Source organism: Pseudoalteromonas sp. N1230-9, assembly GCF_032716425.1.
In the GTDB taxonomy this organism is placed as follows: domain Bacteria; phylum Pseudomonadota; class Gammaproteobacteria; order Enterobacterales; family Alteromonadaceae; genus Pseudoalteromonas.
The window spans coordinates 322,091-347,914 of sequence record NZ_CP090420.1; the positions used below are offsets into that span (position 1 = coordinate 322,091).

The following is a 25,824-nucleotide window of genomic DNA, read 5'->3' on the forward strand; positions in this document are numbered from 1 at the left end:
GCAAAATGAAATTTTCACACTTTTTTATCCAGCGACCCATCTTTGCAGCGATGCTGTCGCTTATTTTTCTCATCGCAGGGGCAATCTCGTTATTTCAATTGCCAGTGAGTGAGTACCCTGAAGTGGTGCCGCCAACAGTTGTTGTAACGGCAAGTTACCCAGGTGCAAACCCGACGGTGATAGCTGAAACAGTGGCAACGCCGCTTGAGCAAGAAATCAATGGTACAGAAAACATGTTGTATATGTTTTCGCAAGCAACCAGTGATGGCCGTATGACGTTAACGGTAACCTTTGCGTTAGGCACTGATTTAGACCGCGCACAAGTACAAGTGCAAAACCGTGTAAATAGTGCACTACCACGCTTACCACAAGAAGTTCAGCGTTTAGGTGTTGTAGCAGAAAAATCATCACCAGATTTAACCATGGTGGTGCATTTGTACTCGCCTGAAAAAACGCATGATACAACTTACTTAGCGAACTATGCTGATTTGTATATCAAAGACCAAATTGCACGCCTTCCTGGGGTGGGTGATGTACGTATGTTTGGTGGTGGTCAATACTCAATGCGGGTATGGCTTAACCCAGATGCGCTATCGGCACGCGATTTAACAGCAATGGATGTAGTAAATGCATTACGCGCGCAAAACCAACAGGTTGCTGCGGGGAGTTTAGGTGCGCAACCTACCTCGAAAAGTAATCAATTTCAAATTTTGATGAATGTAAAAGGGCGCTTAAGCTCACAAGAAGAGTTTGAAAATGTGATCATCAAAGTGGGTGAGCAAGGTCAGCTTACACGCCTAAGTGATGTTGCACGCCTTGAATTAGGTCAAGACACCTATGCGCTAAGAGCAATGTTAGATGGTCAACCAGCTCTTGCAATGCCGGTATTCCAACGTCCGGGTTCTAATGCGATTGAGTTGTCTGATCAAGTACGTGAAACGATGAAAGTATTATCAAAAGACTTTCCGGCAGGTGTTGAATACGACATTGTTTATGATCCAACTATTTTCGTACGTGGCTCTATTGATGCTGTTATCAAAACGCTACTTGAAGCAATTGCATTAGTGGTAATCGTTGTCGTGGTGTTTTTACAAACATGGCGTGCATCGGTAATCCCACTGATTGCAGTACCGGTATCTTTGATTGGTACGTTTGCAGTTATGCAATGGCTGGGTGTATCGATTAATACCTTATCGTTATTCGGCTTGGTTCTTGCCATTGGTATTGTTGTTGATGATGCCATTGTTGTAGTTGAAAACGTTGAGCGTAATATCGAGCAAGGCTTATCACCACTAGAAGCCACTCGTGTTGCGATGACAGAAGTAACAGGACCAATTATCGCCATTGCACTCGTACTGTGTGCGGTATTTATTCCTACTGCTTTCATTACAGGTTTATCTGGTCAGTTTTATAAGCAATTTGCGTTAACTATTACAATTTCAACGGTTATCTCAGCATTTAACTCGTTAACATTATCGCCTGCGTTATCGGCGTTATTATTAAAAGGTCATGATGCAAAACCAGACCGTTTAACGAAGTTATTAAACCGTGTATTCGGTAATTGGCTGTTTAAACCTTTTAACCGCTTGTTTGATAAAGGCGCCAATGGCTACGAAAAGCTGGTGCAAAAACTGATTCGTATGAGTGTGATTGTATTAGTTGCCTATGTTGCACTTGTTGGTGGTACAGTTAAATTGTTTGATGCTGTACCAGGTGGCTTTATTCCACAGCAAGATAAGCAATATTTAGTGGCTGTAGCACAGTTGCCTGATGCGGCAAGCTTAGACAGAACCCAAGAAGTCGTGCAAGAAATGGAAAAAATTGCATTGCAAGTACCGGGTGTTGCAAACACAGTATCGTTCCCTGGTTTATCGGTGAATGGTTTCACTAATAGTCCTAATAGCGGCATTGTATTTACTCCGCTTGCCCCTTTTGAAGAGCGTCAAGACCCGAGTATGTCAGCAATGGCGATTGCGGCGCAGTTAAATCAAAAGTTTGCCAGTATTGATGAAGCATTTGTTGCGGTATTTCCGCCACCGCCAATTCAGGGTTTAGGAACAACAGGTGGCTTTAAACTGCAAATTGAAGACCGTGCTAACAAAGGTTTTGAAGCACTCTTTAACAGCTTACAAGCAACCATTAATAAAGCGCAGCAAGACCCAGCATTAATGGGGCTTTACTCAAGCTTTAGAATTCAAGTGCCACAAATGGATATCGATATCGACCGTGAGCAAGCGCTTATTCAAGGTATTCCACTTGATGAAGTATTCAATGCCTTACAAGTGTACTTAGGTTCTATGTACGTAAATGACTTTAACTTATTTGGTCGTACTTATCAGGTTAATGCACAAGCTGATGCTGACTACCGCCAAGATCCTGAGCAAATTTTGAATCTTAAAGTCCGTAACCGCATGGGTGAGATGGTGCCATTAGGCTCTGTATTAACGGTCACACCAACAACAGGTCCAGATCGTGTAATGCATTATAACGGTTATCCTACAGCTGAATTAAATGGTAGCCCAGCGCCAGGTTATAGCTCTGACCAAGCGCAACATGCGATAGAAGCAATCCTTGCAGAGACATTACCAAATGGTATTGAGTTTGAGTGGACAGAAGTAACTTATCAGCAAATATTAGCGGGTAATACCATGGTGTATGTTTTCCCACTTGTTGTATTGCTTGTGTTTATGGTGCTTGCTGCGCAATACGAGAGCTTAAGATTACCACTGGCTATTATTTTGATTGTGCCTATGACGATTTTCTCGGCCTTGTTAGGTGTGTGGTTTGTTGGTGATGACAACAACATCTTCACGCAAATCGCATTAATCGTACTGGTTGCACTAGCAAGTAAGAACGCCATCTTGATGGTTGAGTTTGCACGAGATCAGCATAAAACGGGAATGTCTCACCTTGAAGCCATAATTAAAGCGTGTCGCTTACGACTTCGCCCAATTTTAATGACGTCAATAGCCTTTACGGCAGGTGTTGTACCCCTTGTTTTAGCAACAGGTGCTGGTGCTGAGATGCGTCATGCTATGGGTAACGCAGTGTTCTCAGGCATGATTGGTGTAACTGTGTTTGGCTTATTGTTCACCCCGGTATTTTATATGTTAGTAACTAAAAAATCGCAGAAGGAGCAACACGATGCATAAGCCTCTTCATGAACTCTTTAAACACGGCAAACTGGTTAGTGCAATGCTGTTAGCCGGAGCACTGGCTGGCTGCGCACAAAGCGTCGATATGCAAGCGCAGCAAGTGAGCCTGACACAATTTGTTAGAAATACACAAATTGGTGAACAAAACCAAGGTGCGAGCGAAAATAACTGGTGGCGCCGTTTAGATTCAGCGCAGTTAAACAATTTAGTGACTGATGCATTAGCTATGAATCACGATTTAAAAACCAGTCAACTTCAACTTGATGCAGCCATTGCCCGTTTAGGTGCAGCCCGTGCGGATTATTATCCGCAGGGCAGCCTAAGTGTAGGCGCAGAGCGCAGCAGTTTAGATGGCGCAATTACGCGCCAATCAAACGCTGGTGTTAACGTAAACTGGCAGCTTGATTTGTTTGGTCGTATTACAGCGTTAGTCGATGCTGCTAATGCGGGGGCACTCAACCAAGCAGAGCAGCTCAGAGCATTACAGGTTGAAGTGGTTTCAGCTGTGGTGCAAGGCTATGTGAGCTATCAAGGTAATGTGCAAAAGCAAGCGATTATTGAGATGCAAATCGAGGCACTCGAGCAAAGTATTGATGTGCTCAAAGCGCGAGTAGAGGAGGGGGTTGCGAATGAGCTTGACCTTAACCGCACACTTGCGCAGTTAAAGCAGCAACAAGCGCTTATTCCTGAGCTTAGTTACTTGCAATATCGCGATTTGGCAACCCTTGCGGTGCTAACAGGGCGACTGGCAAGTGACATATCATTGATAGAAGAGCCTGAGTTATTAAGCCACGAATTTAGCGTGTCGTTTAATAAAGCCAGTGAAGCAATGGCACTGAGACCCGATATCACCAGTGCCTTGTATCAGTTTAGTCAGGCTTATTCACTGAGTGTTGCAGCTTCCAAAGCGTTACTGCCCGATATTAGTCTGGCAGGGTTTGCAGGCGTAGTGAGCTTAACTAGCAATGGTTTAGAAGATACCGTGCAACAATGGCAAGTGACACCAAAAGTTGAATGGTCATTGCTGAGTTATCCTGCATTATTAGCTCAACGTGATGCGCAGCAATTTTTAAGTGAAGCGGCTTATAGCGATTACCAAAGTAAAGTGTTAAAAGCGATAAGCGACAGTGAACTTACGCTGCAAAGGTTAGTCAAACAAAGTGAGCAGTTAAACTTCGCTGACGAGCGTTTTAATTATGCGAATAAAGCATTTGGTCAAGCACAAGCAATGTACGAAGAAGGGCAAATTCCTTACTTAGAGTTGTTAGATGCTCGACAGGATGTTTTAATAGCGCAAGAAAATGCTGTTGATTCAACAATTGCTTCATTACAGGCCAAAGTGAGCGCTTATCAAGCGTTTAATGGTCGCTGGAGCTTTGAACTAAACAACCTTTAACCCAGAGTATTAAATGTCACATATTCAACAAAACACTGATCTTCCTTCAACAATGCGCGCACTAGCACTGCTTGAGCCTAATGACGCTATTGCGTTATCGGAGTTATCTGTGCCAGTCCCTTGCCCTGAAGGCAACGAACTTTTGATCAGAGTTGAATATGTGGGTTTAAACCATGGGGATGCTAACTTTGCAAAGCAGGGGTTTTGCAAGTGGAGTTATCCCCATATACTTGGTCATGATGCTGTGGGTGTTGTGATTCATGCCAATAAAGGTGTGTTTCCTGGCGTAGGCGCACGTGTTGTGTGGCACGCTAGCCTTGGCGACCAAGGTGTATTATCTGAATACACAACAGTGCCAAACTATGCAGTGTCGGTTGTGCCAGATAACGTCTCACCGTGCGATGCCGCAACCTTACCTTGTTCAGGTATGACGGCATTAATTGCCCTTGATAAGTTGCAGCTAAGCGAAGGGGATTCACTGTTTATTGATGCAGGCGCAGGTGGTGTAGGTCAGTTTGCTATTCAATTTGCTAAGCAACGTGGGGCAACAGTGTTTACCACTGCCAGCAAACACAATCATAAGTTACTTAAGCAATTAGGTGCTGATGTGGTGTTTGATTACAAAGACCTAAAACTTGAAGATAAAATTCGTCGTGAGCTTGGCCCCCAAGGTTTTGATGCCGTGCTTGACTGTATTGGTGGCGATACCACCATTCGTAACGTTGAGTTAATGCGTTTTTGTGGCCACATTGCATGTTTAAATGAACTACCTAAATTTGAACAAGAGCTCATGTTTAGGCGTGCACCTAACATTGGCATTGTATCGTTAGGTGGTGCGTGGCTTGCAAATAGCTTATGTGCTCAGCAAAGGCTGAGTTTTATGGGTAATTTATTACTTGATAATGCAGCCAGAGGCGAGATCAAATTGCCGCAAATTCATGCTGTAGATTTTACCGCTGAAGCTGTTTCAGCTGCATTAAATAAACAACTTGCTGGTGGCTTAACGGGCAAACAAGTTGTACAAGTCAGTGGTTAAGTTTGCAAACGAGCAGCCCAATTATCTTGTTTGATGGTCAGTGCAACCTGTGCCATTTTTGTGTGCGCTTTATTCTTCGCTTTGATAAGCAAATAACCTTTAAGTTATGCCCCATGCAAAGTGATAAAGGTGAACGTTTATTAAAGGCGCATCAAGTTGACGAACCACTTTCCTCAATGTTAGTGATTGATAAAAACCAGCTTTATAAACAAAGTGATGCTGTGTTATTTATTGCCACTAAATTAGGTTTTCCATTTTCCCTTGCTAAAGTGTTTTATCTAACCCCAAAAGGCTTGCGTGATCGTTTTTATGATTGGGTTGGTCGTAACCGATACCGATTTTTTGGAAAACAAGCACAGTGCAGGTTGCTGACAGAAAAACAAAAACAGCATTTTCTATAAACTTTTTATTTAAAGCTTGCTATTGTCGTTATTGGGAACGAACAACAATAACAAAAAAATGAACATTCTCTATTTACTCTTAGCAACGTTTTACATCGCTCTATTGATGTTACAAGCTGCGCTTCCTCAAGGTGTTACTGCGCTATTAAAAGCAACGCCAATACTCTTTTTAATTGTGATGGTAGTTAAATATCGAGCGCAAATACAAAACCGTACTGTTATTACTTTATTATTAGCTCTTAGCTTTTCTGCATTAGGGGATGTACTGCTAGCCCTTGATACAGGACAGCTTTTTATAGGCGGTTTAGCTGCATTCTTTGTTAGTCACTTATTTTACATCATCACAATGCTACCCGTTAAAAAGTACCGCATTGATGTGTTGCTGCTTTATTTATTTTTAGCGATAGGGGTATTTTGCTTATTGTATCCCACTTTAAATGAAATGCTTATCCCTGTGATTTTCTATATGATTGTTTTGATGATAATGGCAAGCCTTACTTGGATGACAGATAAATCGAACGGCTTCTTAGTATTAGGTGGGGCGGTTTTTGTTATATCTGACTCAATACTGGCTTTGAATCATTTTTATATGCCCTTTTATTACGCTGATATCGCTATTATGTGTAGTTATTATTTAGCACAATTTTGTTTAGTGAAAGGTTTTTTACAAGCTTCAGACAAAAGCAAGTAGGCTTTGTGGCTGTGCTAGCTTAGCCGTGATAAAATACGCGCGTTTAAATTTTTGAGATCTCCCATGGCAAATACAGCGCACGCACTGCACATTTTAGTTAAGCATAAAGAACAAGCTGAAGACATTATCAAGCAACTTAAAAAAGGTGCGAAGTTTCAGACTTTAGCTAAAAAACATTCAACCTGTCCGTCAGGTAAAAAAGGTGGCGACTTAGGTGAATTCAGACGTGGTCAAATGGTGCCACAGTTTGACAAAGTAGCATTCAGCGGCGAAATCTTAGAGCCACATTTAGTGAAAACCCGCTTTGGTTGGCATGTAATTAAAGTGCTGTATAGAACGTAAAGTTAAAGCTTTAGGTTTTAACTCATTTTTGGACATAAACACGTTAGAGTATTTATGCGGTAACGCCAAAATCAGCGGCGAGTTTACGAGTCCGCTGCATTTTCTTGTTGTACGTTTTGCCTAATATACTCGTTTACTTCCAAAGCTCTAACCGCATCATAATAATCATCTTCATTTTTGAAATTAATATTCTTGCTGAAATGCTTCTCTTCTAATCTATATTTATCAACCCAAAATGAGCCATCTTCTATGTAAAAATTTGCTCTTAATCTTGCAGCATTACCACGAGTATATTTTTTATGATTTAGTTTTCCATCTCCAAATAAGAAGTAAACAACTACAACTAAGGGGTTGAATTTAGTCATTTGCCTAATTTTGTTAAACGACTTCTTGTCTATAAAATGAGTGTCAACTACTTCTATAGCGACTAAAGGCTGTTTTTCCCTAAGTCCAATTTTCTTCGACCTTCCTAACACATCAAACTGGACATAATTGTATCTATCAATTACGTAACTGCATTCACTACCCCATTCATAGTCACGTAGTCGATATGTTTCCTGAAACTCCTTTTTTCCATTCGGAAAATCATAATACCCAATGGTTAAAGGGTCTGCGTTATTGCCAAATGTAACAAGCGACTTAATTTCTTTGTCATGAGCGGTTGTATCCTTTGGCTTTGATACTAGACGTCTGCGGATAGCGCTACGAGCATAAAAGTGGGGAGCATCTTTTCTATATCTAGCATATAGACGAACCTTTTTCTCACTATCCAGCAAAAGCTCACTCTTCAGTGATTCCCGAAATACCGCATCATGTAGAGAGCTTGGGTAAACACGTTCATACTCTCCATTGCCATTTTTTTTCAATGCATATTCGTACTTCATAGTGTCCTTACGTACAATAATTTTATAGTGCGCTCGTCGCGCATCTTTGTGCCGATGCTACGCGCATGTATTAATGAATCTATTTTTAACAAATAACGTAATGCATTGCCAACTTTAATATTTATATTGACACTATAGGTATTCAGAAAAAGAAAATGCGCTCGTCGTTCATTTTCTTGAATATGGGAGCACAATAATAAAACTGTATATTAATACTGTTATTTATGTCATCACCAACATAAAAGTTAGTGGAATATCAGATTATGGAGTAGAGCCAATATCATTAGGTGAATCACTGTATCTGATAGCTCAAAGGTGATCGATCGAGTAATTACGTTAACTCACTTTGGGGCAAGGGCCTAAGGACGGAACTGTGCCAACAAGAGACATTTCGTCTACTCCATTTGACTCATTCGATCTGCGGAACCACCGCCTGGTGCAGAGGGCGGTAGCTTTGGTTTATCTTCACTAATTATAAAGATCATAATCCCAATAGAAGCGCCATAGGGTATTAACCAAACGATAATAATCTGTGCAACCTTTTGAGCTTTTTCAAATGAGTCTGACCTCAATATCACAATGCTTGCTACTATATTGCAAAGTGCGGCGATTCCAATCGCAATTTCTAAGTAGTAATTTTCCATTTATCACCTCAGTCTTTAGAGTGCCATGAGTGGACGGTAATAACATAGCATTCAGCAGGCAAAGATAACGGGTTAAAATGCTTTGCGAAGCGTAACATAACCCACTGTTTTTTTATTTAAATGCCTTGTTAAATTCTTTCGCTACATAATTTGGAACATCTATTTTCTTGCCACCTTTCGTAAAATGATCATCAAAAGCGTATGCCATTTTCTCTAAAGGTGCTTCATAATATCCCGAAGTTTGAATTTCAGTTATGTAGCGTTCCATAAATGGTATTGCACCTAAATGCCTCCATTGTGCAACATGGACAAGTTCGTGAAAATGTAAGCGCAAATCCGATGCAAACTGAGGGAGAACATAATAAGTGCTTTTGTACGTAATTCCGTGCACTTCCATATCTATAAAGTCACCCAACCCCGTATGACGTAACTCAGGAAAGTTAGGCTTGGGGATTGTATCGACAATCACAAAATATGATTGTTGAAGGAACTCTAAAGGATAAAAACCTTTGAATTCACCAAAGAATTTAGAGCAAGAAATCCTTTGTTCTTGGTACTCAATGTTCACCTGATCAATCCACCTTTCAATTTGATGCAATATACGAGAATCCAGAAAAAATAACACCCCGCTTAGGGGCAAAAATACGTGGGCTATAATATCGAGCGAAGCGAGGACAGCCCACGTGTTTTTGTCCCAGCACGCTCCACGTGCGTCTACAGCGGTTTGTTAGGTGTTTCTATAGTGCCATTCCATTGATAGTAGTTCCTTTTCACCTTCTAACTCTCCTATTTTCACGTAAACCCTTACCCCGTTGTGTGAGACTCTCTCATCTTTAACAACGGCTTTGAATGGCTCTTGCCAGAATTTTTCCTGATTTAGGCAAACATACATGTAGCCAGAAAACACAACTCTATTTGAATTTTCGACATTAGCGACCATGTTTGATACACCATCGTACCAAATCCCTTCTATGAGCTGTTCCGTTAATATTTCTGCAGCAATGTATTCAAATGATGAAGACACACTTTCACCGTAGAGATCTATTTGTTCTCCATTTAGCAGACGTTCAATACATCCAACGAATTGATTTATCGCCTCGACTCTCACGAAACACCTAACGCCCTGTTAAGGGGCTGATAAATGTTTGGCTATACTTGTGAAGCGAAGCGAAACCGAGCCAAACTTTAGCAGTCCCACTTAAACAGCTTGTTAGGTTTTCATTACCCATAATACACCGGTAATAATTTTGCCTTAAAGCCTTTGGCATAAATCCACCATTTAGCGCCAACATCATCAGTTAGCTGATAGAGATTTAACCCGTTTTCAAGATAATTAGAATTTAGTAAAACAATTGATAGATCATTAGATAGTTCGATTTTAACAGGCGCCAACAATCTAAAAGAAAGGCACATAGAATCAACACCAAAGAATTCTAATTCTATTTCGCCATCATCCTTGGTTCCAGTATCGCCATTGAATTTAATTAATAGAGAGCCTGAAACATCAAATTTGTCTGCCGATATGTTTTCGATATCAGCTGGCCCTTCAAGTTTTGAAAGATAATGATTAATTTGCTCAAGTTCCATTTTGAAAACCTAACAATTTAATAGTGCGCAAATCGAGTATATTTCTACCATACAACTACTCACTTTTATCATTACTAAATTTTTATCAAATTAGCTACCCTTTGGCTAGCTAACAAAGTATTTTCATATTGGTAAAGTGGTCTGACGACAAATATGCGCTAATTGCTCATTATCCTGAATATAGGGGAAAGTTGTAAATTCTGAATATAAAAAGAAAATATTCAATGTCCGCTCATAGCAGACTTTTAAAGCAATTAAGTTAACACTGTTTGGGCAAAGGCGAGTTATATACATAACTCCTCTCAGGACAAGGGCTTTTAAGTCTTCGGATAGGACGTGTGCGTGGAGCCTTTTGTTAGAACACAACCCCCATCTTCTGAACTCTATTTTCGCCAAAGCATCATGGGGGCTGCATCGGGTGATAGTTTCGTTAACACTACCCAATCGGTTCCTTTACCAAACGCATCTTTCACATACCAATCTATACGAACAAAAATATCTTGAACGCCGTCTCGATTAAAATCTGCGCGCGCCACTTGAACGTAATACACATCCATATCGTCAACTTCGACATGAATCTGATTGTCATTCTTTTTTTCTATAAACTTAAGGCTAGCGTCATAGGCTGAAAGCATACCAGTTCGCCCGTCGAGCGCTTGACCGCCTAAATAAGGGATCGCAGTTGCTGGAAACTGTTTAATTAGTTCATAGTCAAATGACTTAGGCCAGAAACTTACAGCGTTTTCAGAGCTAAGATAAAATCTTTCTACTACTTCGCAGTCGATTTTCATTGATTGCCAGTAAATGTATTCTGGCGCGCTAACTTTCTCCTCACCAAACAAAGCTAATTCAAGGCAGTTTGTAACGGTTGCATTTTCGCCATTCACTGCAGTGAACGTCATGTCAAATTCAAAACTGTATAAGCTACCGTTGGTATGTTTTGATGCATCAAACACATCGGGGTTTATCCAGCGCATTTGTCTTTCCTGCTCATTTACCGTAGGCGCGTGCTGACAAGCTGACAAACAGAGCGCACACAAAGCTAATACTGAGGATGTAGTAGAATATTTAAGGTTCATCAATATTATCCTTATGGTTTTTTAGCGCTGGCTTGCGTTTTTAGAAAGAGGTTTTTACGTAGAGATTTCGCTGAGTCTGTATGCCAATGCGATTGCTCTGCAATGCCGCATCAGCCCATTTCTTTTTCTTTATGTGTGCATTCATATTGATATATTGACTTTTCAGTCGCGTGATACCGAGGTTAAAAGACATATCCAATAGCGCTTGCTGAACCTCAAGCGGCATCGCATCAAAATGTGTTGAGAAACCATTTTTGGTATTGTTTATGCTGTGGCTTACTTATAAGAAATAGGCTTTTCGGAGGCTACCACTGTGCTAGCTATTGTTATTTAAGCTTTCCCTGCATTTCTTAACGCTTATTATGTATTAAATTTTCATTAATAAGCAATTATATTTTCAATGCTTTAGTCAATCTATTAAATATATTATTGATCTACCCTAGTTTGTATGGTAATCAGTTTGAACAGAGTGAAAACAGTTGGCCATCGCTTCGCGATTAAAGCTAACCATTTTTATCTGCTTAACGAGTGTTTAGCTTTACTAGGGACGGTATAAGTATTATTTAGTGTCTAATAAATACTAAAATTTTAGCTGCAGCGCTAAGTATCATGCTCATGATAAATGTAAAAAGGAGATAACATGGAAAGTACTACATTGTTAAAGGATATTTTGTTAGATAAGGGACAAATCCATAAATATTACGAGGGAATGGTTCCTGTAAATTTATGGAGAGGGTTAAATGTCAAAAAAAATATGGAGTTATTCGAATTAATTGAAGACGACGTTATTTTATCAAACGGTCGTCCGAGACCTGCGGATATTAGTGTAATCGGTGAAGGTGCAGACGCTAAGATTAATGTTAAAGAAAGTCCTAGAGGCATAATGATAAGCCTGGTATTCCTCAAGGCCCTAATTGGGAACACTATAGAATATCTGCTGGGACACCCTTACCAAAGGGGTTAGCTATTATAAAAGATAACTACAATTCAAGGTTAGGCGCCTATCATTATACAATCGCCCCAGCATATAATATGCCTTTAACTGTATTTAAGCTTTTACTTAATCAGTTGGCAAAATCAGTTGTTAAAGAGGTTGCATAAGATGAAAATACCTAAAGCATATGTTCCAATGCTTTTATCTGCGATACGAGATTCTGTTTTATATAACGAGCAATTATTAAAAAGTGAAACTCTACGTGACCGTGATGATTATGAAGAGCATTATGTTCATCTAACTCAGTTTTTCGAATATTTAAAAGAAGAGTATGTACTTAATGAAGAACAATACGGTTTAAAACTAGAGCAGATTCTCCCCGAAGAAGTGCCTAACAAGCAAGTTAGTAAGGACTAAAATAGTTGGTTGCTGTTGACAAGGTGATAGTTACTCAATAGAGTGTATGGATATAAATTGGGTTAAAATTTTTGATGATGGTTGTTTATATTGAAAAATTTAGCTTACAGTTATGGGATCTCCAAAGAATCTATACACCTGCTCGCAGCATTTCCTCTAGTCAATACACAACAAAAAAGCGCCTAGGGCGCTTTTTAAAATCAACTAAGTTAATTTAGTGTGGGCTGCACATCTAAGCCATAGCCAAACATTACTGCTAAAACTAATACAACCGATGCTGCGACCATTAGTTTGATCAGTAGTGGTAAGCAGAACCTAAACCAATGTCCGTAAGGCACACCTGCCATACCTAAAATACCCATAAGTACGGCGTTGGTCGGAATGATCATATTGGAAAAGCCATCACCAAATTGATAAGCAAGCACGGCAACTTGTCTTGGTACACCCACTAAATCACCCAGCGGAGCCATCAGTGGCATGGTGACATAAGCCTGCCCTGAACCTGATGGGATAAAGGTATTAAGCAGGGTTTGAATAACCAACATGCCAATTGCTGATATTTCTGCTGATACATAAGATAGTGGTAACGACATGCCATGTACCAAGCTATGCAGGATTTGACCGTCTTCTAAAATAAGTGCGATACCGCGTGCTACACCGATTAAGACTGCGGTTGTAACAAGATCAGAGACGCCCTCTATAAATTTGTTTGCTGCTTCATCAGCAGATAGTTTGCCTAAAATGGCGACAACCACACCCCACGCAATAAAAACACCACCTAGCTCGTATAAGTACCAGCCCTTCGTTGCGATGCCCCATACTGCAATTGCAAGGGTAATAATAAAGCTGCCTAAAATAAGTTTATGGCGCAGGGCAAGTGCTGGGTAACTGGTGGCTGTTTGATTTTCAAGTGGGCAAGGTACGCCAATCATCATTGATTTAGATGGATCGTTCGCTACCTTTTTGGTGTATTGCCAAACATGATGAAAACCAATGAGCACAAATGGAATAAATATAGCTAAACGTAACCACAACCCAGAGTAAACAGGAATACCTGCAATTTGTTGTGCGATTAAGACGGTAAATGGGTTAAATGCCGATACCCCATAACCAATACCATAACCTGCGACTATCATACCTACAGCGGTCATTGCGTCCAGCCGCATTGCTTTACAAAGCGCGACGAGAATAATAACAAAGGGAATGTATTCACCAGCGGTACCAATACTGCTTGATGCTAAAGCAAAGCAAAATACCACCATAAAGATTAATCGTTGTGGCTTTTTGCCGTGGCGCTCTAAAAGTCTACCAATAAGTGCATCGACTGTACCTGTGGCACGTGCAACAGCTAAGACGCCGCCAACAATTAACACAAAGAAAATAACATCTTGAGCAGCAGCAAACGCGCGGGGGATGGCTTGTAATAAATCCCAGGGGGTTAAGTAATGGCGTTCTTCAACTGTTTGATAGGTGCCAGCAACGACCATTTCGCGACCAGATTCACTGAGTGTTGTGGTGAAAAAACCTTGTGGTACTAGCCAAGTAGCAATAAGTGCAATGACCATCATACTTAGCAGTAAGATAAGCGTATGCGGGACTTTAAAACGTAAACCCATTTATTCTCCGTAATTATATGTGGTATTTAGGTTAAATTCTTAAAATCATAACATAATAAAAGCTGACAGGTTGTCTCTAAAATGTCCACACTGTTAAAGATTGTAATAATTCAGATACAAAAAAGGCCAGAACACTGGCCTTTTAAAAGTATTTTAATTTTATTTAGCTAAACCAAATGGGTCATCGATGCTATGAGCTGGCTCGGTAAACCAATGCGGGCCTTCGTCTGTCATATAAAAGTGATCTTCTAAGCGAATACCAAACTCATCAGGTATTACAAGCATAGGCTCATTACTAAAACACATGCCTGCAGCGAGTGGGGTAGGGTTTCCACCGACTAGGTATGGCCATTCATGAATATCTAAACCAATGCCATGGCCTGTTCTGTGTGGGCAGCCTGGTGTTTGATACTCTGGCCCCATGCCATTTTCGGCTAGGTACTGTCTTGCCGCATCATCTACTATGCCACATGGTTCACCAATTTTTGCGGCAGCAAAAGCAGCAAGCTGGGCATTTTTCTCGTGCTGCCAAAACGTACGTTGACGTTCGGTGGCTTCTCCAAATACATACGTACGGGTAATGTCAGAGAGGTAATCATGTACTTTACAGCCAGTATCAATCAGTACCACATCACCTTTTTTAAGGGTTTGCGGGTTTTTAACACCATGCGGGAAAGACGACGCAACACCAAATAGCACAATACAAAAATAGTTACCCGGTGCACCGACCTTTTGGTGCGCTTTTTTAATAAAGGCTTCAACCTCAGTGGTGGTAATGCCTTCATAAAGCATACTTGCTGTTGCTTTGTGTACTTCTAAAGTCATATCCATAGCACGCTGCATTAAGGCAAGTTCATTTGCCGATTTATGCATGCGGCAATGAGCAGTCACGCACTGCGCGTTAATAATGGTGTAATCGCTGTTCGCTTTATTAATGCCGTCGTAGATGAAAAACTGTGCGCTTTCATCAATACCAAGGGTGCCATCTTTGCTAATACCCATTTCTGAAAGTACTTCAACACACAGTTGGTATGGGTTTTCGTGCTCTTGCCAGCCACGAATTGGGCCATCAATCACCATGAAATCGTTTAAGCTGCCGATTTCAAAAAACGGCGCTATGTATTGCACGTCACCTTTGGCGGGTAAAATAGCACCTACTAAACGCTCACTTGCGTACCAACGCATACCCGTAAAATAGGCAAGGTTAGTGCCTGCATTTAAATAAATTGCATCAATATTATTTGCTTGCATATACGCTTGTGCTTTTGCGATACGTGCATGAAATTCGTCATTTTGAATAGGGGTTAAATCTGTTGTCATATCTGACAAAGAGTCAAGCGCCTGAACTGGCGTTTGTGTGCCAATACCATGTGTTGTCATCGTGTACTCCTTGGTTTTTTTGTGCATTGTGGCTTGAGTAAACACTTGATGCAAACTCACTGCGACTAATCGCATAATATTCGTATTTATGGTTTTTACTGTTAGCATGCGCAAAAAATAAGGAGCGACAATGCAAGTTAATTACTTAAAAAGACAAGCTGAATTTAAAGCCTTGCTAGCACAACACGATTACAGCGCCATGTTAGTACTAGGGCATGAAAATATTCGTTACTTAAGTGGCTTTAGTGGTAATGCTGCTTATGCATTAATCACTCAAAACGCGTGCGTGTTGATCACTGATTATCGTTATCACCAACGTGCAATTGCAGAAACAACAGGGTTTGAAGTTGTTTGTCGAGATAGAGACAACGAAACCCTTGGGCATTGTATTAACAGACACCTTAACCCAAACAGCCATGTCGCATTTGATGCAAGTTATGTCACAGTAGCAATTTGGCAAGGTGTGGCAGATGAGCTAAACGGCCACACTTTAACAGCTGTAAACGGATTAATAGAAAAGCTAAGACGCGTTAAAGATAACTGGGAAGTTGCGCAAATCAAAGCGGCCGCAGCCATCGCTGATGAAGCACTAGCACAAACGCTACCTTATTTTAAACCAGGTGTGACTGAGCGAGACTTGGCCTTAGAGCTTGAATTTAGAATGCAAAAGCTAGGTTCAGAAGGAATGTCGTTTGCAACCATTATGCTGTTTGCTGAGCGCTCAGCCTTGCCCCATGGTAATCCATCAGATCAGGTTTTAAAGCAAGGTGACTTTGTAACGCTTGATTTTGGCGCGGTTGTGAATGGCTATCGCTCTGATATGACACGCAGTTACATTATTGGCGAAGCGTCAGAAAAACAAACCCGTATTTATAACACGGTGCTTGATGCACAAAATGCGGCACTTGAAATGGTTAAACCAGGCATTAATTGTTTAGATTTAAATGCTATATCAAACAAGGTGATTGCTGATGCGGGCTTTGGCGAATATGCGGGTAAAGGCTTAGGTCATGGTTTAGGGCTGTTTTTACATGAAGTGCCATTTATCAACACACTGACGGACTACAACCTTGAGGTTGGCAATGTGATCACCATTGAGCCTGGCATTTATATACCAGGCTACGGCGGTGTGCGCTTAGAAGATGACATAGTTGTCACCGAATCTGGCTTTGAGATGTTAACCCATGCGCCTAAGCCATTTATAATCTAGTGATTACTTTTTAGCATAAGCTAAGCGGGCTAAACGTTCAGTTACATGGTAACTATCGAGCCCGCTAACTGCGACTGTATCGATAGCTTCAATATCAATAAAGCCGTCTTCAGCTAGGCAATTTTCATCTAAGTGTACGTCAGTTATTTCACCTATAATCAGCTCAGTTCCGTTAATAGCTAGGTGGTGATGTTCTTTTAAGGTAACAGCATATTTTAACCGACTGTTTGCAACAAAAGGCGCTAAAAAATCATTCAAATACTGTGTTTCTAGCCCTGTAGCATCAAACTCAGACTCTTCTTTATCATAACGTGCAGATGTTTGGTGTGCTTGATGATAAATATCTTTATTAACCTGATTAATGGTGTAACAACCTGTTGAAAGAATATTTTCAAGGGTATGTCGCGGTACAGAATGAGGGCGGATTATCATACCCACTAGCGGAGGATGCGCGCCTAAATGAAATACTGAGCTGACGATAGCGAGGTTTGTTTGATTATGGCAATTTTGAGTACCTATCAAATTAGCGCTTTTGAACCCTGATAAACTATTAATTAAATGAGCGCGATAACGGCTATCAAGGTTTGCAATTGCTTGTTTTGTTAAATGCATGAAGTTCCTTATTACCAATCTATGGGTTGTCCCTGCCAATCAAAATAAGCAGGGTTGTCAAAATTAGCTAAAAAGCGAGTGTCTGACAGAAATTTAAATAGCTGTTCTGCTACAAACTCAGGGGTAAAGAGCTTTCCATCAGGTACATTTACCTGAAAAGGCTTTGATAGTGGTGTATCCGTTGTACCGGGATGGAAAAGCACACAACGATTTTGTTTGTAACGACGGTTAAGCTCAACTGCTGCTGATTTAAATAACATATTTAATGCGGCCTTTGATGCTCTGTAACTGTACCAACCCCCTAAATTATTATCGTTAATACTGCCTACACGGGCGCTCAGTGCACAGATAACGCTTTTAGTTTTTGTATCTAATAATCTAGAAAAGGCCGTTACGCAGCGAATTGGCAGTAGCGCGTTTGTTTGCATACTATTAATAAAATGCGTGTCAGAAATTTGTTCAAGTTTACGTTCCGGTTGGTTGTTTAGATCATGCAAAATCCCGTTAAAAATAACTAACTCACTCAAAGGGGCCTGTTGTTCTGTGAGGGTTTTTGCTATCGCCGATAAGCTAGCTTCGCTGTAATCTGTTTCAAAATGAAGGTGTTTATTGCTGTGCTTTATATGTGTGCTATCAATCAAAGGTTGAGGTTGTCGACTAATTGTCACTATTAGACATGACGATAGATGTTTATTGAGTGTTGTGAAGTAGGCTTTTGCAATCTCACTACTTGCTCCACAAAGAATATATAGTTGCATTTTTGACCTGTTTTAAAAATATTTGAAAAAAATTTCGTCTAAATTATCAGCCACTAATAAAGTGACAGCAGCTCCTTTTCTCATACGGCAAAGCTAAAGCGCAGAATAAGTGAAAGGTAAAAAGTTGACCACGCGCACATCAAGGATGCCTTAACACATGGGGATTTTACCGCTTTAATTGGTAAGTCCATTTTACCAATTGGCTGTATTGCAAAGTGCAACACTTAACCAAGCTGCGTATTTATTGCACTTTTATGTTGAGATATTGGTTGTTCTTTTTTACGAGTTTGTTAGAAAATTCGATCTATTAAATTAACGCTGACAATGATATTAATAAAAAGGATCAGTATTTAGCGGCATTTTTGCAAGCTTAAATACTGTGCAGTAAGTACTTTCAACTTAGTTAAAGAAAGGAGTATGAGAATGAGTGAACAATACGCTGCACTTCGCGGTAATGTTAGTATGCTTGGACAAATGCTGGGTCAAACTATTAAAGATGCTCAGGGTCAAGCCATTTTAGATAAGGTAGAAGAGATTCGCGCTTTATCTAAATCGTCACGTAGTGGTAACGAAGCTGATAGGCAAGCACTTATCGATGTACTACACGCTCTCACAGATGAAGAACTATTACCGGTTGCACGCTCATTTAATCATTTTTTGAATCTTGCTAATGTTGCTGAACAATTTCATACAGTATCGCGCTTTAATGACGTTGGTTTTTGCCAACTAAATCCTCTCACTCAAACATTAAAAGCGTTAGCATCAGCGGCAAAACAAGGGCAGGTTGACCCTAATAACCTTGCGCAAACTCTCTCAAAACTCCACATAAACCTTGTACTGACAGCTCACCCAACAGAAGTGACACGTCGTACTATGATCAATAAACACGTTGAATTAAGTGATTGCTTAGCGACGCTTGAGCGCAAAGATAATTTACCAACCGAACGTGATGAGCTTTTAAATCGGATAGAACAGCTAATAAGCCAAGCATGGCATACCGATGATATTCGTCGCTCACGACCAACGCCAATTGATGAAGCTAAATGGGGTTTCGCAGTCATTGAAAATAGCCTTTGGCATGCTGTGCCGCGTTTTTTACGAGAGTTTAGTCAAGATGTTAAATCTCAACTAAATCTAGAGCTACCTATTGATTATAGTCCCATTGAGTTTACTTCTTGGATGGGCGGTGACCGTGATGGTAACCCATTTGTAACTGCCGAAGTGACTCAGCAAGTGCTTGATCATGGCCGCTGGATGGCACTTGATTTATATTCCCGCGACATTGAAACACTCAGTAATGAGTTATCAATGTCAGAAGCCAGTGATGAGCTAATAGCACTTGCAGGACAAGAATTTGAACCTTACCGTGCTGTTCTTAAAAACCTAAGAAATCAAATTGTTGAAACGGTTGCCCACTTGGGGGCAAAGATCAAGCAAAAGCGCACTGATGCGCAAGACTTGATCACTGACATAGCACAAATTAAGCAACCGATAGATGTTTGTTATCGCTCATTGCTTAAAAACAACATGAAAGTTGTCGCAGATGGTTTGCTATTAGATGTTTTACGCCGCGTAAACAGCTTTGGCCTGCGACTTGCCAAGCTTGATGTTCGCCAAGACTCATCCCGCCATAGTGATGTGTTTTCTGAATTAACACGTTATTTAGGTTTAGGTGATTATCACCAGTGGCAAGAAGATGACAAGCAAGCCTTCTTACTTGCAGAGCTTAACTCTCGTAGGCCGCTTATTCCGAAACATTGGCAACCAAGCCCAGAAGTGAAAGAGGTTCTTGATACCTTTGATGTTATTGCTGCTCAGGATTCACAGACATTTGGTCTTTATATAATATCAATGGCTCGAACAGCATCTGATGTATTAGCTGTACAATTATTGCTTAAAGAGAGCGGCTGTACGTTCAATTTGCCTGTTGCCCCACTTTTTGAAACGCTTGATGATTTAAATGCAGGTAAAGATGTAATTGAATGCCTGTTGGATAACACTTGGTACCGTGGTCATATTCAAAATCAGCAAAATGTTATGATTGGTTATTCTGACTCGGCAAAAGATGCCGGTATGATGGCCGCAGGCTGGGCACAATATGAAGCAATGGATAAGCTCGTTCAATTAGCTGAACAACGTGGTATTGAGCTTGTTTTATTCCACGGTCGCGGTGGTACTGTTGGTCGAGGTGGTGCACCTGCCGCACAAGCATTGCGTTCACAACCGCCGGGTTCTTTAAAAGGTGGTTTGCGCGTAACTGAGCAAGGTGAGATGATCCGCTTTAAGTTTGGTTTACCAGCTGTTGCACTACAAAGCTTAAACATTTATGCCGGAGCAGTGCTTGAAAGTAACTTATTGCCGCCACCAGAGCCTAAAAGCGAGTGGCGTGATGTTATGAAGCTTATCAGTAATGAGTCATGTGAGCATTACCGTGCAGTTGTCCGCCATGATGAAAACTTTGTACCTTACTTTAGAATGGCAACGCCAGAGCAAGAGCTATCGAAATTGCCGCTTGGCTCACGTCCTGCGAAGCGAAATCCTAATGGTGGCGTGGAAAGCCTACGTGCAATTCCTTGGATATTTGCTTGGAGTCAAAACCGATTGATGCTGCCTGCATGGCTTGGGGCATTAACAGGGCTTAAGGCTGCGCTTGATAAGTATGGGATTGAAACACTTCATGAAATGAGTTTACAGTGGCCTTTCTTCCGTGCTCGTTTAGAGATGCTTGAAATGGTATTCAGTAAAGCTGATAGCTGGTTAAGTGCACATTATGACGATGCATTAGTCACTGAGCAATATCGACCACTTGGCGTAAAACTTCGCCAAGAGTTAAGTGAAGCGATTGAACTTGTACAGTCACTCAGCCCACAAAAAAGCTTACTGGCAGATCAACCTTGGATTAAAGAGTCTATTGCGCTTCGTAATCCGTATACCGATCCGCTTAACTTACTGCAAGTTGAGTTGTTGCGCCGTTCACGTGAAGCAGATGAGAGCTCTGAGGGTGATATCGACAATGCCTTGATGATCACCATGACAGGCATCGCAGCGGGTATGCGTAATACTGGCTAATCAAATGCCTCTTGATTGTTTGTAACTAAACGAATATCTAGAGGCAGAGTAATAATAAATCGTGCGCCGTGTTCACATGACTCGGCGCATATCTCACCTTTTAAGTTATATTGAACAGCGTTGAATACCACATTCAAGCCTAAACCTAAGTGTTGCTCACCTAAGTTTGTGGTGTAAAAAGGTGTAAATATCTCTGACAAAATTTCATCTTTAATACCCACGCCATTATCTTGATAGACAATATCTACGTAGTCTCCATGCTCAACTAGGTGCATATTAACACTGCCATTGTCCTGATTTTTAAAACCATGTTCATAACTGTTTATTACCAAGGTTTTAAGCACGTCTGTAATGATAGAGGGGTGCGAAACTATGGATACTTTGCTACCTGTAACAGAGTATGAGATTTGCTTACCTAAATAATTATCTAAAAAAGAGAGTTGTTGCTTCAAATAATCAGGCAGTGAAATTTCAACGGGTGGTTTATCAAGAGCAATCGACACATTGAGTGCTTTAAACTCTTCGACAATACTTGCCAGACGATTAATATTACTTATGACCAATTCTTTTGCGCTGGCTGTGTTAGTAATGAATTGGTGAAAACACTTACTGGTAAGCTGCTGAGCCTTGAACTTTTCTGAGATTGATAGCAAATATTCATCAATTAAAGAGCTGGCAGTGACAATTGTGCCGATAGGCGTATTTAATTGGTGCGCCATACCTGAAACCAAAGCCGTAAGAGACGCTATTTTTTCAATTTCGATTAAGTGCTTTTGGGTATCATGGAGTTGTTTGAGTGCATTGGCTAACTTTTTATTTTTATTATCAATGCTATGAATTGCGGCGAATGAGCCAAACAAAATAACAACTAAGCATATCGATATAGCAATTGTCAGTTCTTTAAAAGCCTTTGCTTTGGTTGCTTTTATTTGTTCTGCTTTGGTGAGTTCTGCAATTCGTATTTCTTTTGCAGCTAAGTCAGCCTCGGCTAATGCTTTTGCAATATTTACGCTAGCTTGTCGGGTTAATACAGCGGTTTTAATTTCATTATATTGTTTAAAAGCAGATAGGGCGCTTTCAAAGTTCCCTTGCTTTTCGTATAAGTGTGAAGAAAATTTAGCAATATCTAGCTGGGTAGTGAAATCTACATATTTATTATTTTTTAAACCAACAGAGGTGAGTATTTCTATTGCCTTTTTAACATTATTTTGAGCATCATAGGTCGTTGCTAAGCACAAAATTGCATTCATGTATTCGCTATCAATATCTTTCTCGTTGATAAGCTTTAAGGCTTGAATTTGCACCGCTTCTGAGTCAGCTAAACGGTTACTTAAACGGAGTACTTTTCCTCTTAATACTAAACTTGTGGCTAAATGGTTTGTGAAATTATGCTGCTCTTGTAAGGCAATTGCTTGATCTAATATTTTTAATGCCTCATCGTACTTGTTAAGTCCGATCAGAGCTAATGCTATATTGGTTGATGCAAAAGACTCATTTAAATGTTGGTTATTTTTTTTGGCATAGTCCTTATAATTTTCGAAGGTAACCAAGGCTTCAGAAAAGCGCTCTAATTTAAGGTAAATAAGCGCAATATTGTTTTCTGTTTGATAAACAAGGCGTTCATCTCTTGATTTAGCAAATGGCATGGCATCTCGATAGTAATTTAATGCCTCATTGTATAGCCCTAATCGCGCATAAATACCGCCTGATATATTGAAGTACCCATACATCAAGCTTTTTTCTTCTGAGTGTGCAACCATACTTTTATATTCAACAATGGTTTTCATTGCCTGTTCTAATTCATCAACCTCTAGTAAAAACCAAGCTTTGTAATTAGTAACCATGATGCTTTGTTCGAGCGTGAAAGATTGGCTATCGAGCAAAAAGTTTACACGTTCAAGACCTTCTATAGGGGAGCGAGCATAGCTTTGTCGAATTGACTCGCGGAGTTTATCAAATTCAGCATTAGAAATAGTTTCAGCTTCCACTGTATTTAAGCCAGCAAAAAAGAGTAGGCTTATAAAAAAGAAGATACGAGCACTCATAACGTATTATTCCGGTTAACAGTAAAAACCAAAGCATCAGGCGAGGATAGTCGATGCACAGCATAATTTGAGGTGAGTACTTTAAATTGTATTTAAACTGAGCGTTATCTGAAAAAGCTTATTCTTATCTGGGAAAATCCTTAGTTATTGTAAAAGTAAGTTAACTGTTAAAAGCCGTTACAAATGGCCTAACACTAGATAGCTATAAAGTATGGTTTTTATGTCCGGTCAGACCTATTTGGGCTTAGGCTATTGACTCGTTAGAAGATCGCACTAGAATGACTCGGCTTTTGCCCCCCATCGCTTAAGCTTTTATATAGTCTTTTTCCCGAGTTAGTTTATGTCGAACGTGTCTACTTGTATCACTTATGATACAACGACGTCATTAGTAATGATGACGTTAAGAGGGACTGCAAGTGCACAGGATGTGATTAATTTTTACCAAATAGCGCATCAATACTCGTTATTATATGGCTCAGATAAAATTTTAGTTGATGTGTCAGAGTTAACTCATAACTTTGCTCCTGCTGAGTTATTCAATATTATGCCAGTAATTGCTCATTCATTAAAAAAAGCATGTGTAGCAATCGTGGTAAGTTTTGATGGTTTCATGCATGATTTGTTTGTTCAAAAGGCGAAGCGTTATAACTTACATGCTGAAAACTTTGAGTGTTTTCAAAAGGCCAAAACTTGGTTGGTCGCGCAATAAATTGACTTTAATTACTGAGATATGAGGCTTGTTTTAGTTTTAGAATGACGATGAAAACCTAGTATTTCATGATGTAACCTTTTACACTGTATAGCCAATTAATAAATATAATTTGTTATGACAGCAAGTAATAGAGAACATAGTCAAACAGAGCAAAAACAAGCGCCATTTAGCTTTTCTGAACAACAACAAGATACACTTTTCACTGAACTTAAAACTAAGCGCGGTATTTTATCCCACAGTGACATAATCCAGCTTTGCAATGAGCACCAAGTTACCGAATTAGAGCTTTTAAAAGCATGCGTGCCAGTCGCTAGCCTATTTTCTGTTGCACCTATCTCTAAATTTTATGTAGGCGCAGTTGCCCTTGGAATAACAGAACAAGGTGACAGGCAATTTTATTTTGGCGCAAACGTCGAGTTTTCCCATCAAGCGCTCAGCTTAGTTGTTCATGCAGAACAATCGGCGATAAATAATGCGTGGTTAAATGGTGCATCAAGTATAGTAAAAATAGCGATAAGTGACGCTCCGTGTGGTTATTGCCGCCAATTTATGAATGAACTAAACACCGCGGACACACTGGATATTCATCTTCCTGAGCATGATTTTACACTACGCGAGCTCCTCCCCAATGCATTTGGTCCAAAAGATTTAGGTAACAAGGTCAGCTTATTATCTAACACCAGTCAATCACTTAGCTTTGTTGATGAAGATAGCATTGAGCAAAAATTAGTTATCACCGCATTAAATTCTTATGTGCCTTATACAGGCAATTACAGTGCCGTGAAGATCGCTACCTATCAGCATGGAGATTTTTATGGCGGCTATGCAGAGAATGCAGCATATAACCCAAGCCTTTCACCTTTACAAAGTGCATTAAGCCAACTTTATTTGGCTGGAGTCGCGTTTACTGGCGAAAATGTGGAGTCGATTAGTTTGCTCGAAACACAAGGTGCAGAGAATCAATTAGAGGTGACTAAAAGCGTGCTGGCAAGTTTTGATTTCTCACCAGCATTTGAACATATTATTGCTGCTTTATCCGAGTAATTGTTTTGCAGCTTCAATCACTACGGCGACTGATTTTCTTTCAATCTCGCCGTGGTCTACATTAGGAATTTCTTGCTTAGTACGGTTAACAAGCACCCCAGCTACACAGGCTGCACGTAATCCTAAAGCAGCACACATAGTGAATAAGGTCGCTGATTCCATTTCATAGTTCATTACACCCAGTTTTTGCCATTCTTCACAACTACCTTGAAAAGCGCGAGGCACATAACCCGAATGGGTATCATAGCGTTCTTGCCCTGGGTAAAAGGTGTCACTAGAGGCTGTAATGCCAATGTGAAATTGAATACCTAACTCATTACAGGCATTGACCATTGCTTGTGTTGCAAAAAAGTCTGATGCAGCAGGGTAGCTAAGTGGAGCAAAATGTTGGCTTGCCCCATCTAAACGAACAGATGCTTGGCTGATTAGAATATCACCTTCACTTATATGCGGTTGAATAGCGCCAGTGGTACCAATTCGTAAAAAGGTATTAATACCAAGTTGTGCTAGTTCTTCAACGGCTATCGATGTAGATGGACCACCAATACCAGTAGAACACACAACTATATTGTGACCATTTAAGACACCACGGTAGACATGAAATTCACGGGTTTTTGCAAGACATTCAGGATCATCTAAAAGAGAAGAAATACGTGCAGAACGATCTGGATCCCCAGGAACTATTGCAAGAGTTGCACCTTTTAAGTCGTCACGTGTTAGTCCTAAGTGAAATACCTTTTCCATTTTTGAACCTTATTTTTAGCTAAAGCGTAATACTTTATATATCTGCTGCGAATGTACAGGACAGATGT

General features: G+C 40.3%; 25 protein-coding genes. 13 read left to right on the forward strand and 12 right to left on the reverse strand.

The annotated features are described in order from the left end of the window. The first annotated feature begins 5 nt into the window (after nt 1-5). From LY624_RS18840 to ppiC, 6 genes are all read left to right on the forward strand, one after another. Entirely contained in the window at nt 6-3,152 is a 3,147-nt protein-coding gene (locus LY624_RS18840) for an efflux RND transporter permease subunit (protein ID WP_341804800.1), read from the forward strand. Continuing rightward, on the forward strand, nt 3,145-4,551 hold the full coding sequence (locus LY624_RS18845) for a TolC family protein (RefSeq protein ID WP_341804801.1): 1,407 nt from the start codon (nt 3,145-3,147) through the stop codon (nt 4,549-4,551). Before LY624_RS18840 ends, LY624_RS18845 begins: the two co-directional genes overlap by 8 nt. A gap of 13 nt (nt 4,552-4,564) precedes the next feature. Beyond that, nucleotides 4,565-5,587, forward strand: a complete 1,023-nt coding sequence (locus LY624_RS18850; protein WP_341804802.1) for a zinc-binding dehydrogenase — start codon at nt 4,565-4,567, stop codon at nt 5,585-5,587. Between the two features lie 62 nt (nt 5,588-5,649). Next, on the forward strand, nt 5,650-5,988 hold the full coding sequence (locus LY624_RS18855) for a thiol-disulfide oxidoreductase DCC family protein (protein WP_341804881.1): 339 nt from the start codon (nt 5,650-5,652) through the stop codon (nt 5,986-5,988). A gap of 58 nt (nt 5,989-6,046) precedes the next feature. Continuing rightward, nucleotides 6,047-6,679: a lysoplasmalogenase gene (locus LY624_RS18860; RefSeq protein ID WP_341804803.1), complete on the forward strand. Its 633-nt coding sequence runs from the start codon at nt 6,047-6,049 to the stop codon at nt 6,677-6,679. 63 nt (nt 6,680-6,742) lie between these two features. Further along, nucleotides 6,743-7,021 carry a peptidylprolyl isomerase PpiC gene (gene ppiC, locus LY624_RS18865; RefSeq protein WP_055021968.1) on the forward strand — a complete coding sequence of 93 codons (279 nt, stop codon included), beginning with the start codon at nt 6,743-6,745 and terminating at the stop codon, nt 7,019-7,021. Nucleotides 7,022-7,104: 83 nt separating this feature from the next. Here ppiC and LY624_RS18870 read toward each other — a convergent pair whose 3' ends face one another. From LY624_RS18870 to LY624_RS18895, 6 genes are all read right to left on the reverse strand, one after another. Further along, complete coding sequence (locus LY624_RS18870) at nt 7,105-7,905, reverse strand: hypothetical protein (RefSeq protein WP_341804804.1); 801 nt, start codon at nt 7,903-7,905, stop codon at nt 7,105-7,107. A 395-nt stretch (nt 7,906-8,300) separates the two neighbouring features. Beyond that, nucleotides 8,301-8,549: a hypothetical protein gene (locus LY624_RS18875; RefSeq protein WP_341804805.1), complete on the reverse strand. Its 249-nt coding sequence runs from the start codon at nt 8,547-8,549 to the stop codon at nt 8,301-8,303. Between the two features lie 112 nt (nt 8,550-8,661). Beyond that, nucleotides 8,662-9,150 (reverse strand): hypothetical protein, encoded by a 489-nt coding sequence (locus tag LY624_RS18880; RefSeq protein ID WP_341804882.1) that lies wholly within the window; start codon nt 9,148-9,150, stop codon nt 8,662-8,664. 126 nt (nt 9,151-9,276) lie between these two features. Beyond that, nucleotides 9,277-9,657: a hypothetical protein gene (locus tag LY624_RS18885; protein WP_054552631.1), complete on the reverse strand. Its 381-nt coding sequence runs from the start codon at nt 9,655-9,657 to the stop codon at nt 9,277-9,279. 113 nt (nt 9,658-9,770) lie between these two features. Continuing rightward, nucleotides 9,771-10,136, reverse strand: a complete 366-nt coding sequence (locus tag LY624_RS18890; protein ID WP_341804806.1) for a hypothetical protein — start codon at nt 10,134-10,136, stop codon at nt 9,771-9,773. Nucleotides 10,137-10,519: 383 nt separating this feature from the next. After that, complete coding sequence (locus LY624_RS18895) at nt 10,520-11,113, reverse strand: hypothetical protein (protein WP_341804807.1); 594 nt, start codon at nt 11,111-11,113, stop codon at nt 10,520-10,522. Nucleotides 11,114-11,855: 742 nt separating this feature from the next. Between LY624_RS18895 and LY624_RS18900 the strand changes: the two genes are divergently transcribed. The 3 genes from LY624_RS18900 to LY624_RS18905 are packed head-to-tail and all read left to right on the forward strand — an operon-like array spanning nt 11,856 to nt 12,566. Further along, nucleotides 11,856-12,179, forward strand: coding sequence for a hypothetical protein (locus LY624_RS18900; RefSeq protein WP_341804808.1), 324 nt, complete (start codon nt 11,856-11,858; stop codon nt 12,177-12,179). Next, the gene (locus LY624_RS21365; RefSeq protein WP_445936756.1) at nt 12,146-12,316 is read left to right on the forward strand and encodes a Tse2 family ADP-ribosyltransferase toxin; all 171 of its coding nucleotides are present in this window, start codon (nt 12,146-12,148) and stop codon (nt 12,314-12,316) included. Before LY624_RS18900 ends, LY624_RS21365 begins: the two co-directional genes overlap by 34 nt. Before the next feature lie 28 nt (nt 12,317-12,344). Next, a complete protein-coding gene (locus tag LY624_RS18905) occupies nt 12,345-12,566 on the forward strand; it encodes a hypothetical protein (RefSeq protein WP_341804809.1) in 222 nt (73 codons plus the stop codon). A 209-nt stretch (nt 12,567-12,775) separates the two neighbouring features. Here LY624_RS18905 and LY624_RS18910 read toward each other — a convergent pair whose 3' ends face one another. Next, the gene (locus tag LY624_RS18910) at nt 12,776-14,182 is read right to left on the reverse strand and encodes a YfcC family protein (RefSeq protein WP_130152123.1); all 1,407 of its coding nucleotides are present in this window, start codon (nt 14,180-14,182) and stop codon (nt 12,776-12,778) included. 159 nt (nt 14,183-14,341) lie between these two features. Then, nucleotides 14,342-15,562 (reverse strand): M24 family metallopeptidase, encoded by a 1,221-nt coding sequence (locus LY624_RS18915; RefSeq protein ID WP_341804810.1) that lies wholly within the window; start codon nt 15,560-15,562, stop codon nt 14,342-14,344. Between the two features lie 130 nt (nt 15,563-15,692). On the opposite strand from LY624_RS18915, the gene LY624_RS18920 reads away from it, so the two are divergent. Next, nucleotides 15,693-16,772 (forward strand): M24 family metallopeptidase, encoded by a 1,080-nt coding sequence (locus tag LY624_RS18920; protein WP_341804811.1) that lies wholly within the window; start codon nt 15,693-15,695, stop codon nt 16,770-16,772. 3 nt (nt 16,773-16,775) lie between these two features. Here the strand turns inward: LY624_RS18920 and LY624_RS18925 are convergent, their stop codons facing one another. Both LY624_RS18925 and LY624_RS18930 read right to left on the reverse strand, forming a co-directional pair. Continuing rightward, complete coding sequence (locus LY624_RS18925; protein ID WP_237118868.1) at nt 16,776-17,384, reverse strand: flavin reductase family protein; 609 nt, start codon at nt 17,382-17,384, stop codon at nt 16,776-16,778. 11 nt (nt 17,385-17,395) lie between these two features. Continuing rightward, nucleotides 17,396-18,142 carry an SDR family NAD(P)-dependent oxidoreductase gene (locus LY624_RS18930; protein ID WP_341804812.1) on the reverse strand — a complete coding sequence of 249 codons (747 nt, stop codon included), beginning with the start codon at nt 18,140-18,142 and terminating at the stop codon, nt 17,396-17,398. Nucleotides 18,143-18,565: 423 nt separating this feature from the next. Here LY624_RS18930 and ppc point away from each other — a divergent pair, with 423 nt between their 5' ends. Next, nucleotides 18,566-21,211, forward strand: a complete 2,646-nt coding sequence (gene ppc / locus LY624_RS18935) for a phosphoenolpyruvate carboxylase (RefSeq protein ID WP_130152118.1) — start codon at nt 18,566-18,568, stop codon at nt 21,209-21,211. Here the strand turns inward: ppc and LY624_RS18940 are convergent. Next, nucleotides 21,208-23,256: a tetratricopeptide repeat-containing sensor histidine kinase gene (locus LY624_RS18940; RefSeq protein WP_341804813.1), complete on the reverse strand. Its 2,049-nt coding sequence runs from the start codon at nt 23,254-23,256 to the stop codon at nt 21,208-21,210. The genes ppc and LY624_RS18940 overlap by 4 nt on opposite strands. Nucleotides 23,257-23,596: 340 nt before the next feature. Between LY624_RS18940 and LY624_RS18945 the strand changes: the two genes are divergently transcribed. Beyond that, complete coding sequence (locus LY624_RS18945; RefSeq protein WP_237115598.1) at nt 23,597-23,965, forward strand: hypothetical protein; 369 nt, start codon at nt 23,597-23,599, stop codon at nt 23,963-23,965. A gap of 117 nt (nt 23,966-24,082) precedes the next feature. Next, nucleotides 24,083-25,012, forward strand: a complete 930-nt coding sequence (gene cdd / locus LY624_RS18950; protein ID WP_341804814.1) for a cytidine deaminase — start codon at nt 24,083-24,085, stop codon at nt 25,010-25,012. Here the strand turns inward: cdd and udp are convergent. Further along, a complete protein-coding gene (gene udp / locus LY624_RS18955; protein ID WP_341804815.1) occupies nt 25,001-25,756 on the reverse strand; it encodes a uridine phosphorylase in 756 nt (251 codons plus the stop codon). The two genes, cdd and udp, sit on opposite strands and share 12 nt — an antisense overlap. Nucleotides 25,757-25,824: the final 68 nt, after the last annotated feature.